This is a genomic window from Desulfobacterales bacterium (genome assembly GCA_028704555.1).
Taxonomy (GTDB): Bacteria; Desulfobacterota; Desulfobacteria; order Desulfobacterales; family JAQWFD01; genus JAQWFD01.
In genome coordinates, this window is the sequence record JAQWFD010000014.1 from 1 (window position 1) to 11,911 (window position 11,911).

The 11,911-nt window shown below is 44.2% G+C and carries 11 protein-coding genes; 2 read left to right on the forward strand and 9 right to left on the reverse strand.

The window, feature by feature from the left end; genetic code table 11:
* Nucleotides 1–229: 229 nt before the first annotated feature.
* The 8 genes from PHQ97_06900 to PHQ97_06935 all read right to left on the reverse strand — a co-directional run bounded on the left by PHQ97_06900 (nucleotide 230) and on the right by PHQ97_06935 (nucleotide 7,491).
* On the reverse strand, nucleotides 230–1,114 hold the full coding sequence (locus PHQ97_06900; GenBank protein MDD4392462.1) for a hypothetical protein: 885 nt from the start codon (nucleotides 1,112–1,114) through the stop codon (nucleotides 230–232).
* A 196-nt stretch (nucleotides 1,115–1,310) separates the two neighbouring features.
* Nucleotides 1,311–3,095 (reverse strand): DUF262 domain-containing protein, encoded by a 1,785-nt coding sequence (locus PHQ97_06905; GenBank protein ID MDD4392463.1) that lies wholly within the window; start codon nucleotides 3,093–3,095, stop codon nucleotides 1,311–1,313.
* A 435-nt stretch (nucleotides 3,096–3,530) separates the two neighbouring features.
* Nucleotides 3,531–3,773: a hypothetical protein gene (locus tag PHQ97_06910; protein ID MDD4392464.1), complete on the reverse strand. Its 243-nt coding sequence runs from the start codon at nucleotides 3,771–3,773 to the stop codon at nucleotides 3,531–3,533.
* Between the two features lie 54 nt (nucleotides 3,774–3,827).
* Nucleotides 3,828–4,640 (reverse strand): hypothetical protein, encoded by an 813-nt coding sequence (locus tag PHQ97_06915; protein ID MDD4392465.1) that lies wholly within the window; start codon nucleotides 4,638–4,640, stop codon nucleotides 3,828–3,830.
* 322 nt (nucleotides 4,641–4,962) lie between these two features.
* The gene (locus tag PHQ97_06920; protein ID MDD4392466.1) at nucleotides 4,963–5,331 is read right to left on the reverse strand and encodes a hypothetical protein; all 369 of its coding nucleotides are present in this window, start codon (nucleotides 5,329–5,331) and stop codon (nucleotides 4,963–4,965) included.
* An 80-nt stretch (nucleotides 5,332–5,411) separates the two neighbouring features.
* On the reverse strand, nucleotides 5,412–6,035 hold the full coding sequence (locus tag PHQ97_06925; protein ID MDD4392467.1) for a hypothetical protein: 624 nt from the start codon (nucleotides 6,033–6,035) through the stop codon (nucleotides 5,412–5,414).
* 236 nt (nucleotides 6,036–6,271) lie between these two features.
* Complete coding sequence (locus tag PHQ97_06930; protein ID MDD4392468.1) at nucleotides 6,272–6,769, reverse strand: tyrosine-type recombinase/integrase; 498 nt, start codon at nucleotides 6,767–6,769, stop codon at nucleotides 6,272–6,274.
* A 23-nt stretch (nucleotides 6,770–6,792) separates the two neighbouring features.
* The gene (locus PHQ97_06935) at nucleotides 6,793–7,491 is read right to left on the reverse strand and encodes a phage integrase N-terminal SAM-like domain-containing protein (protein ID MDD4392469.1); all 699 of its coding nucleotides are present in this window, start codon (nucleotides 7,489–7,491) and stop codon (nucleotides 6,793–6,795) included.
* Between the two features lie 777 nt (nucleotides 7,492–8,268).
* On the opposite strand from PHQ97_06935, the gene PHQ97_06940 reads away from it, so the two are divergent.
* Together PHQ97_06940 and PHQ97_06945 are read left to right on the forward strand one after the other, a co-directional pair.
* On the forward strand, nucleotides 8,269–9,153 hold the full coding sequence (locus PHQ97_06940; protein ID MDD4392470.1) for an ABC transporter ATP-binding protein: 885 nt from the start codon (nucleotides 8,269–8,271) through the stop codon (nucleotides 9,151–9,153).
* 277 nt (nucleotides 9,154–9,430) lie between these two features.
* Complete coding sequence (locus tag PHQ97_06945) at nucleotides 9,431–10,480, forward strand: ABC transporter permease (protein MDD4392471.1); 1,050 nt, start codon at nucleotides 9,431–9,433, stop codon at nucleotides 10,478–10,480.
* A gap of 70 nt (nucleotides 10,481–10,550) precedes the next feature.
* On the opposite strand, the gene PHQ97_06950 is transcribed toward PHQ97_06945, so the two are convergent.
* Nucleotides 10,551–11,447, reverse strand: coding sequence for a prenyltransferase (locus PHQ97_06950; protein ID MDD4392472.1), 897 nt, complete (start codon nucleotides 11,445–11,447; stop codon nucleotides 10,551–10,553).
* Nucleotides 11,448–11,911: the final 464 nt, after the last annotated feature.

Below are 11,911 nucleotides of genomic sequence, written 5' to 3' on the forward strand. Positions count from 1 at the left end.
GCTCAATCCCTCGAACAATGATGTGATGCAAGGCTCCGGGAGCATCGATGCGTGCTTTACGTGGCATGCAACCTTCATATCACAGCAGTCTTAATTTTTAAAGTTATAATTTTATGGGCGTCCCCAACCCCCCATTTTTGCTCTCGCCATATCTATATTGCCGTTTTTGGCCCCAAAAAGTTCGATATAGCCCTGTTTTGAGGGGTATTTTTAAACTTATTTTTAATATTTATAACGACTTAACTTGGCCCGACCCCAAATGCACGTCTGAGTAAATTGGCGCAGAGTCGAGGGTTATTGGCTCACCCCAACCAAGATGCATACCTGGGGGCGGCCCTAAGGCCATCGACACAAAACGATGTAGGACCCTTTTTAGGTCGTTTTGAGAAAGTTTTTCCGCGTGTGTCAAAACCACGTCGATAGCTAAAGGTGATTTATCGTAATTGCTCACCAAGCGTACTGCCACCGAGAGCTTTTCTTCAGGTTCTAATGGCGCCCTGAGCAACGCTTTTGCGGCAGGTATAGAATACGGCAAAGTCTCGTGCAGCACTGCTGGCAAGAGATGCTCGATCACCTTTCTGGTGAAGGTCTCAGGAGCAAGGTTTGCAAGTTGCTCCAGACGCGGATCATCCCTTGGTATGTCTTCTTTATCAAGCTCATCCAGCAGATCGAAAACGAAGGTTTCATCCAAAGAGAGTTCGTGGCGAAGTTTCGCCCGTTCTTGCTGTCTCTCGGTCTGTTTCTGCTTTCTGTTTCTTTCTTCTTCTTCGCGTGCGTTTTTTCTCTGTTCGGCAGCCTTTTCCCTTGGAAGAATAAAATCCAATATATTGGGAATTCCTACAGGAGCCCGGTTTTCACAATTCTTGCAGTTGTTTAGGTAAAAGTCGTACGCTGCATCTTCCAGTAACCAACAATGCATCGAATTTTTTTTGGAAAATTTGCACTCGACACCCATGTGTCCGATTGGGAGACCAGTTGCAGCTTCAATCATTCCCCTACCAGGAGACCTTACTAATTCGGCGTGGAAACACCAATTGCTAAGCAGCTTAGTTGCCCGAAGGTTGCGCTGGCCTGCTTCAACTGCGTTTTTATAGCTGTCTTCAAAATCGTCCATCTTGACTCCCTCACAAGCACAATTTCACCAATGCCAGCAGGAAAAAGGGATGGGGGCACTGGGCAACAGGGTCGTTCAAAATAAGTTCTTGTATTGTTGCATTGCCACCTACCATTTGATTTGTTTCATTTGAACATAACGCCGCTGCTCAGGGGCCGCGTAGTTCCAGCGGTCCCTTGCAGCAGCATGGTTAGCGCTATTTGGTTATTCTTCTACGAATACGGGGCTTCTCTGTTTGAATTTGAAGAATTTCTTTTAATTTTTTAGTCAATAGATCTTCTCTTTTTTCAAACAACTCGACAAAATTTGTAAAAGAAATATCTACATCAGGAATGTAATGTTTTTTTCTGTACTCTGATTTTTCTTTTTCGGTTTTATATATTTGAGAAAACCAAACGTCGAATTCTTTGTTTGATTTTTCTATGTTGGGAACGGCTTCAAGAAGCTGAAGGTTTCCAAGATAGTTTAGATACAACTTATATGTATCAATGTTGTCTTCAGATACACCTCTTTTCCGCAACTTGCTTGCTGTGAAAAGACTTTTGGGGAAAATATGGTCAACGTGAAATTGATTTCGATAGTCAAGGTATGGATAAAGCAACGTTAAAACAGAAAACGTAAAATTCTGGCCATACTTATGCCAAGTTAAATTTTCAATATCTTCGTCAGAAAATATTAAGGTTTTATTTGTACCCTTGAAATGGGCAATAATTTTATCCAATGGAAAATTAGCACCATTGTCTTTAATTATTTTCCTCAAAGGTCTCAATACATTATCCGGCTGACCACTAAAAGCTCTTTTGATTAAAGAGAGAACAAGCCATTTTTTTATCGAAGATTTCTCTTCGGTGTTTTTGGAAGAGGAAATGAAACTATCTTTAATTTCATTGTTTCGGATATAATAGGCAATAGGTATTATTGCATTATTTGATGTAAGGGTGTCTCGATTATAACCAAAACTAGAAACAAGACCTACAGCTATTCGCAACGCTGAAGTGATTTCTTCCCAATCAGACTCAATTCTCAGCATATTTTTTTTGTTAAAATTATCTACTATAAAGGCAATATTGGTAAAACCGCAAAGAACTAAGCATGATTTTAGGACAAAATCTTTATTGAAATTGAAACCATCTCCAATATTATTTAGTTCTTCAACAAAGCTTGTGATTTCCTCCCTTGCATCTTTTTCTTCCCACTGGGCTGTCGCAATAGAAAGCAATAAGTCTGAATAACTTAAAATGGTCCCGCCGCTATTGATTCTTATAAATATATTCAGGACCTTATCTAAGTCAGAACTTTTTTCAAGATAGTAGCTAATTGTAGATTTTAAATGAATAACGGAGTGAAGTTTCGAAAGGGTTTTGTTGGCAAATGAAGCCTTGTCTTTGCCAAATTCGGTAAAAAGCCCATTATCAATAAGGTATTGATTTACATCATAAGATTCTTTTAAAATTAGAATTTTTTCTACCGGAAACCAAAAACTATCCTTATCATTTTCTTTTGATTCTTTTTCAGTTAAAAAAACAAATTCAAATTTTCTGTCAACTTCCGAAGAATGTTGCAATAAATTAAGATAGAGTTTTCGTTTGGGGAAGGCTTGGTCATTATCCCAACGCTTTCTTGGCAATTTGTATGCATAGCTTCCTTTCAGTGCCAAGTATAAGGATGTAAGCCTCTGCTGACCATCTAAAACAGCAATAACTTCTTCTTCCCCTGTTACATTCGCTTTAGGATTATGGGTATTGTTTTTTTCATGATATTCCCGCAGGAATTCATAAAATTCATATTCAAAAACTTTTTCCTTCGAGACAGTCCAAAATAAAAAAGAATTGATTGGATAATCCCTCATTAGACTGTCAAAAAGTTTTTCGATCTGATCAGTATCCCAGACGAACTCTCGCTGGATAGCTGGCAACAAATATTTCTTTTTATGAATATCGTGAACGACTTCTGCGATTGTGAGAGCTGTTTGATATGACATAATTGTTATCCTGTGATTGCGCTAACGCCCCGGTTCACCTGGCGCAGGGGATTCAAGGGAGTTCTAAATATCGACATATTTCAATAACCCAAAAGTTTTTTAATCGATTCGCCCCCTGCGATCTGGTGAAACCGATGGTTGTGTGAGATTTTTCATTTTATTTTTTTATCTACTTTTCTTAAAGCCGTAGACTATCCAAATTACACCCCATAAGATAGCGACGGGTAAAATGCCAAACTGAATAAAGTCGTCCCACTGGTTATATGTGCCACCTCTACCCCTGTAATGACGAGTCCACGGGTCTGTATTTACTAATGCAACGATAACCCATATTATTGAAGTAACAATTAGGACGCGAAACCAGCCTGATACCTTTTTAAAAAAAGAAATAAATTTCATAGTTTAACTCGTTAAATGTTTATTTAACCATTTTTTCTATAATAGATATTTGGCATTGCCATCCCATTTAATTTCACCAGTTTTTTTTCTATATTGCAGAACATTCCTAACATTCCTTTTCCATTTTGGAATTATAGATAAAGGGGCTTGTGGTTCGAAATCCTCTACATCAAGATTGGCGTTACTCTCAACTAATTTATAAATTTCCTCTAAAGTAATCCAATAACTTTTTGGTGCATTTCGTATTATGCATGACCAAATTTCAGGCAATCGAGTCATAATATATTGTCCTTAATTCTTATTTTTATACACACCACTTTATTGTGTACTAAGTTACTTATTAAATAAGGTATTCAATTCTTCGGCATTAAAATGAAATAATTTTTTAAACTGTTCAATAAGATCGGGATTATAGTTGCTTTCTGGGAAAACTATATTCAACAATGGTTTCAAAGGAATAGAATGGCCTTTTAAAAGTTGTGTTTTTACGACCTTTAAATAATTATGACCGTACGTAAAAGGTGAGGTAGGTGATTCCCTTTTCCAGATAACCCCGTTTCTTAAATCACACTTGTTTTTCATCTTCGCAATATTTTTAGGATGATATATACATTCGTTAACAGAATCACAATTTTCTTTAATATCTTTTCCACCCCAGCATCCAAATTTTCTCGTCTGTTTGAAATGTTCTATAGTCCGCTGACAGCTAATCAAACCATTTTTTTCGCCACCATATGGTGCTTTCATCCAAGGGTTCCGAAATAATCCATTTGATAATTTCAGATTTGTTTCTTCCATAAATTCAGCAATATGAGAAGTTTTATAATTTCCTTTTGTATTTTTGTATTTGTCCATTAAAAAAGTAAGGAATGCAGGATGTGTTTTTAACGAAGCAGCTCTAAGTTCATCAATATATTGCTCGATAATATTTGACCGCAATGATGTTGCTTGAGGTTGTGGCGTTGCTGTAAAATTTGCAGTTTTCTGCATCTTCTCGCCGCCAATAGTTAACTCACTAGTTTCGGGTTGTTTCTCTGTCAATTTTAGCAGACGACGTATCACCATATTCGGAGTTGTTTCTTTGAAAGGCACCGCTATTTCACCTAATTTTTCATAGACTTCATCATCGACTTCAATTTTATTCATTTTCACCCTCCTTTCACATAAAGGTAAAAGATTATTCGCTGCAATTTATCTGTACAGTAAATAAATTTGACTGTGAAGTCAAGAGGGTTTTTATAAAATATAATATTGCATTATAAGGCACACAACGATCGGAATCAGCGGCCGCGGCTTTTTGCGGTCCGCTGGATGCCGAGGTTAGCGTCGCTGCTATTTGCAGATCGTCTTATCTTCCATCACCTTCAGCGTCTTGCATTTCGGGCACCACAGGCCAATTCTGAGTCTTCGGTGAAATCTATGACCACACTTCATGCAGATGAAGAAGTATGGTGGGCCTGGGAGAAGTTTAGGCATTTGACTGCCTCCTGCGCAACTTAAGGGTGCCTCGGGAGTACTCAATCACTTCGTAGTCTTTGAATACGGCAATAACCAAAGCGATCCCAAGTGCAGATGCTGCGATTATTGCAGCCATCCCAACGCCTGTCATAGCTGCTGCTGGAGCAGCAAAAGCAAACGAAAGCCCTCCTGTCACCGGGGCAGTAACAGCAGCAGCACCAAGGATGCCAGTCAATGTTGCCAAGCCGACTTTCCCAATTCTGGAAACTTTCTGAGCCTTCTTGAGTTTGTCGGCCAATTCTCCAACGACCTCAATTTTATCCACGCCGTCATTCTTGGCTTCTTCGAGTTCATCTTTGGTTATCACTGTCCTGAACATGATTCAGTTCCTTTTTTGCTAACGCCGCTGGTCACGGGCGGCTGCTGTTTGCCGTCCCGTGGACTGGCTGGTTATGCGGATTAATTATAAAGTGCCCATTTATGATCCTTTAAGGCTAATTCTTGCGGTACATCTTCGTTTGGTTTTTTTGTCCAAACGAACCAGTTTTCAAGGTATGGGTCTGTGTTTGAGGTTGACTCATTCTGATATACTTCTAATCTAAATTTATCATTTGCAGAATAGGATAAACAGGCAGGATCGGACCAATGGTTAAGCAGTGCGTTATAATCATCTTGGTCTTCAGTTGAAATTGTATCGGGTATTTCGACCACAAGCACGTAATCGGGATTTCCGAAACCACGATACAGCGTGATGCTTTGGATTAATCTATTGAAGTTGTATTTTGGGTTTTTGACTATTAGCGAGATATGTCTTTTTAACGCAGATAAATTAAGAGAGGGAAAATCGTCAGGGTTGTTAATGCGTAAACGAGAAAAAAGTTTTCCTGTACACGGAAAAGCAAAATAGGTGCGAGGTTTTTTTAAAAAATATGCGTAGAGCAAATACCCGTTAAGGAGCAGGAAACCACCTCCCCATACGATGCAAGATATTGTTGTTGAAATATTCCCCAATATTTTTTCGGTTGTCATTTTTAAAATCTCCCACAAGATGTTCCCCGAAACAAACTCTATTAATCGCTTCATCCCACCACCCTCCGGCAAACGCCACGCGCCCTCTATTCTGACACATAACTTTGTTTTAGATGACCTAAAAAAATCGGCAAATGTATCAAAAAGCGACACCTAATCCGACAAACAAATCTGCTATAAAAACTAATAAAATATATTGAAATCAGTTCATTAAAAAACAATTTTTTAATTATCTCCAAAAATATAGATGTCATATTTCGATATCTATACCCGGATCATCGCCGCACAGATTACAAACGATCCGCAGGGCTGAGAACCCCCTGACCGCCCTTGTTTAAAACATGGGTGTAGATCATCGTTGTTGCGACATCCTTATGTCCCAAAAGCTCCTGAATGCTCCGGATATCGTAGCCGTCCTCAAGCAAATGCGTGGCAAATGAATGGCGAAACGTATGACAACTACCGGGCTTGGTAATGCCAGCTTTTCTTACCGCATCTTTTACAGCCCGTTGCAATACCTTGCTGCCGATATGATGTCGGCGTTCTATGCCTGATCTGGGATCGACAGAACGTTTCAAGGCGGGAAAAACGTATTGCCACCCCCAGCTGGTTCCTGCGTTCGTGTACTTACGTTCCAAAGCGTAGGGTAGATAAACATTTCCATAGCCCTCACTCAGATCCCGGTCATGTGCTTTTTTTACCGTTTTCAAATACTTCTCCAATGGTGCCTTGACCTTCTGCGGCAGCATTGTGACCCGATCCTTATTCCCTTTACCCCATCGTTGCATAAACAAAATGATAATGTATAAAATTAATCAATAATTACATATAGATGAAAACAACTAATAGAGAAGTTGCCTTTTATTAAAATTATCATTTTGTTTACCTTCCAGGAAAGCCGAGAATACTGCATCTCCTGCGTTGCCAGGGGCTCGCGGTAACAGACTACAGCTTCACCCCTGGTCGCCTTGGAGCTACAGCATTCTCGACTTTTGCAACGATGGGGCATGCCGCACCTTACGATGATCTGGTTATATGAAAAATCAACATCCTTGACCCTCAATCGGATACATTCCATAAGGCGAAGCCCGGAACCATACAGGAGATTAGCCATGATCCATTTCATACCGACCAGTTGGTACATTACGTCTCTAACCTCTTCTCTGGAAAAAACGACCGGAAGTCTATCAGGCTTTTTCGCGCGTATCATGGACTTCATCGATCCTGTATCCTGGTGAAGAATTTCCTTATAAAGAAATAAAAGCGCACTCAGAGCCTGGTTCTGGGTCGATGCCGCGACATTCCCCTTTACGGCAAGGTGCGTCAGAAACTGGTTTATTTCCGTTGACCCCATGTCCCGTGGGTGCCGTTTGTTATGAAACAGGATGTATCTTCGTATCCATTGGACATAAGCGTCTTCTGTTCGGATACTGTAATGTTTGGCACGTATGGCGTATCTTACCTGATTGAGAAGTTTGGGTCTGTTTTCTGTATCTGGCTGTTGAATCATGTCGGCATAAGTATCCCTGTCTCGATGGCTTTTTTGTAGAGAAGGAGTTCAGCGCATGTTTCCAATATCCGGGGGAAGAGCCAACTATTGGTTTACCAAAAAGGAATAATTGTCAAGGTATAAATTACTATTTGAACTCTTTTTGAGTGCACCTTAACCTAAAATAACATGATACTTTCGATTGCTTAACGTGCTCTTTAACGTCGTCCTTTCAGGACTCATCCCTATATGATTAATTCACCCGGTGGTTAAAACCACCGGCTATACGACTCAACCCCCTATCGGGGTTTCTGCTGCCATCAATTTCGTGTAACTCCAAAGTGTTTGGCATAACGAACAGCGTTTTATCCATTGTCCTGCATACTCTCTTTCCCCTGGTCAATCTTCCAGTTTCGAACAGATAACCGATTTCCCGTTCAACCAGTAAAAGTCTCCATATTTGCTGCGTACTCCCTGCCCCCTGTCTTCCGCCCACCACCCTCTACCCTTTACCCTTTACCCTTTACCCTTTACCCTCAGTCCCCAGTCCTCTGCCTGCTGCATACTCTCTTTTTCCTGATGAATCTTCCCGTTTCAAACACCACAAATTATAATCCCCCCTCCGCGTTCTTTGCGCCTCAAACGAAGCGGGCGGTGAAACTGCTTTTTTTGCGTCTTCGCGCCTTTGCGTGAGATATTTTTTCAATTTCGCCGTAGAATTTTTTGCATCCTCCAATATAATAAGGTAAGATTTTTTATCAGTTCCCAATTATCGGATTATTTAAAGGTTTATTGCCCATGCCCCCAATCCTGGAAGTCAGAAATATTGTCAAAACCTATGGCAGTGTTACCGCGGTGGACGGGGTGAGTTTTGCCATTGAGCAGGGCACCTGTTTCGGGCTTCTGGGGCCCAACGGGGCCGGGAAGACCACCACCATCGAGGTGATCGAAGATATCACCCCGCCAACCTCCGGCGAAATCCTCTACAAAGGCATGCCGCGGAGCGCATCGTTTCGGGAGGAAGTCGGCATCCAGTTTCAGCATACCGCGCTTCTGAACTTTCTGACCGTGCGCGAAACCCTGGAAACCTTTCACCGCCTGTTTCATCACACGCATGATCTGGAAGAACTGATTGATCTGTGCCACCTGAGAGATATCCAGAAACAGGACAACGACAAAATATCCGGCGGACAGCGGCAGCGGCTCATGATGGCGCTGGCGCTGGTCAACAAACCCGAACTCATGTTCCTGGATGAGCCTTCCACCGGGCTTGACCCGCAGGCCCGCCAGAACCTGTGGGAAATCATTCAAAATATCAAGGCCGGCGGCAAGACCATCATCCTGACGACTCACTACATGGAGGAGGCCCAGGTCCTGTGTGATGATGTCGCCATCATGGATCACGGGAAAATCATTGCCCGGGGGACCCCGGAAGCGCTGATCAGAACCTACTGCGGCGGCGCCACCCTGATTATTCCCAAGCAGAACATTACTGTTCCGATGAGCTGTGAATCCTTCAACTACCGGGAGCTTCGAAATACCATTGAAATCCAGACCAGTGATATCAACGCCTGCATCCGGGAAATCCTGAGCCTGGGGATCGATCTGAAGGGCATGATCATCCGAACGCCCAATCTGGAAAATGTGTTTTTGAACCTTACCGGGCGGAAGATCAGGGAGTAAAAAAATAGGACTGAGTGCTGAGTGCTGAGGACTGAGTAAGGGATCAGTAGCGAGTAGGCAGAGGGTTAAGGGCAGTAGGGAGTAGGATGTAAGCAGTAGGCAAAAGACAGAGGTCAGAGGTCGGAGGACAGAAATCGGAAGACAGGGGGTCAGAGGGCAGCTGGGTTTATAAATGGGTTCACGACGCTCTTGACTCTCGACAGTTGTTGACTCTCGCCTTACGACCGTTTTCGACTCACGACTCACGACTATTTTTTCGACTCTCGACTGGATACTTATGAACTTTAAGCGTATGTGGGTGATATTTCAGGCGCGGAACCGGGAATTTTTCCGGGATCGGTCTGCATTCGGCTGGAATCTGCTGTTTCCGTTTCTGATCGTGGTGGGCTTTGGCATCATTTTCGGCGGAAAGGATGGCAGTGAATTCAAAGTCGGCATTTTCCCCTGGAATCCGGCGGCTGTTTCCATCGGGCAGGTGGACATCCCGCCGGCGTTCAAACAGACGCGCTATATCAAGTTCATCGGATTTGCCGCCCTGAACGAAGGGCTTGAAAAACTCCGGCATCATAAAATTGATTTTCTCATCAAAGCCGGCGACTGCCCCTGGCAGTACTGGATCAACGACACCTCCCCGAACGGCTACATTGCGGAAAAGATGTTTACCGCCGCCCTGGCGCCGGACGCAATCGCCGCCATGGCCGAAAAAAAACAGATTCAGGGCGCGGCGATCCGCTACATCGACTGGCTGTTTCCGGGCATTTTAGCCATGAACATGATGTTCAGCGCACTCTGGGGCGTAGGCTATGTGGTGGTGCGTTACCGGAAAACCGGGGTGCTAAAGCGCCTCAAGGCTACCCCCCTGACCGCCCTTGAGTACCTGACCGCCCAGATGCTGTCACGCATTTTCGTGCTGATGGTAACACTGATCATCGTCTGGATCGGCTGCGATGCGATCTTCTCCTTTCACGTGGAAGGCTCGTACCTGAATCTGCTGATCCTGTTCTTTCTGGGTGGCCTGAGCCTTACGTCCGTTGGGCTGCTGCTGGCATCCCGGGGAACGAGCGAGGAATTTACCAGCGGCATTCTTAATTTTATCACCTGGCCCATGATGTTTCTTTCTGAAGTGTGGTTTTCCATGGAGGGCGCCCCGGAGTGGATCAAAGCCTTCTCGCAGGCATTTCCCCTGACCCACATGCTCCGGGCGATCCGGAAAATCATGAACGACGGCGCCGGTCTCATGGATGTCGGTGTTGAGATGAGCGCGCTGCTGGTGATCACCGCGATCTGCCTGGCTGCGGGAGCGGCCCTGTTTTCGTGGAATAAATAAAAACCTTCTCCGTAAACGACTTCTCCATCCCCGGTGAGCTGATCGAGCCTTCAGGGGGCCCGATGCAGTTTTATCCGATCAACATGCCGGCTGCGATCAGCACCGGCGTCAGGATATTGATGGCAACATTCATGCCCAGATAAGGCAGCAGGCTTTCGGGATTTTCGGCATGTTGCCAGACCCCCTTTATTACCGGTAAGGCAAAGCCTAAGGTCAGAAATGCGATAAGGCTGGCCGGCGGCATCTGGTGCGTGTATACCCCAAGGCCGATCACCACGTACGCCAAAACCAGCATAACGATATAGATAAAGGCGCTTTTGCGCTTTCCCGTGGTAACCAGCAGATGTTTTCTGCCGACGCTCCTGTCCGCCTCCAGGTCCGGAAACTGGTTGAGCAGCAGCAGATCATTGACCAGAAAAAATGGAACCAGAGACGCGACAAAGGCTGTAAAGGAGTATTGGCCGGTCAGAACAAAATCCGTGCCCACCACCATCAGGGGTCCGAAGCCGAGGCCGGGGATGATCAGGCACAACAGCGGATGGCGGGTCACCCAATTGGTATAGGTAAAAACGACCACCAGACCTGTAATGCCCAGCGGTAGCAGAGCAATTCCCCTGACTGCCACAAAGTAAAATCCGATCAATGCGGTAATTGCGAGGCTCGTCCATGCGGTAATAAAGGCCATTCCCGCCATGTCAGGCCGCTGGGGCAAAGCGCCGCTTCCCCCGCTGAAAGGGGTTCTTTGGGTGACAAGGTCCAGACCGCTCTTGAAATCATAATATTCGTTGAAGGCATTGACGCTGATATGAGCACATGTCGCCCCGACCAATACCAGAAGAAAATAACCGGGGCTGACAGACTGGGATGACCTCCAGACAGCAGTTCCCAGGCCCAGGAGTACGCAGGCAGGGGTCAGAACGAGAAAAGAAGGTTTCATTGGCCCGAAAAAGGCTTTCAGATTGTTCATGGCTTCCTCTTACAAATGATTTTTCATATCGTGACAGAGGCTTAATTCCCGGGAACGTCCAGCATGCGATTTGTTATGGCAGAGGTTTTCAAGGAAATCAACCCGGAAGAAAAAGTCATGCAGATAAAACACTCCCCGGATCGCGCAATGTCGTACGCCGGGAACGGGCGGGACTCCGAAGCGACACGTACGGAAATATGGCCGAAGTGATATCGAGCCCGAAGCGTAAATTAACCAGGGAGTAAAATTCAGGGTGAAGGATGCTCCGCAACCCGGATCATTTCCGAAAGCAACGCTGTTGATCAGACCTGAAAATATTGTTTCTTGTTTCGGCGGGGATTATGGTATTAAACATGATGCCACTGCCCGATGGTTCAGGGGGAGCATATGACGGGGGCGTAAAAAGCCACACCGTAATGAAATTTATCCTAAAAAAGTCGCAACGCCCGAAACGCTTTATTTTT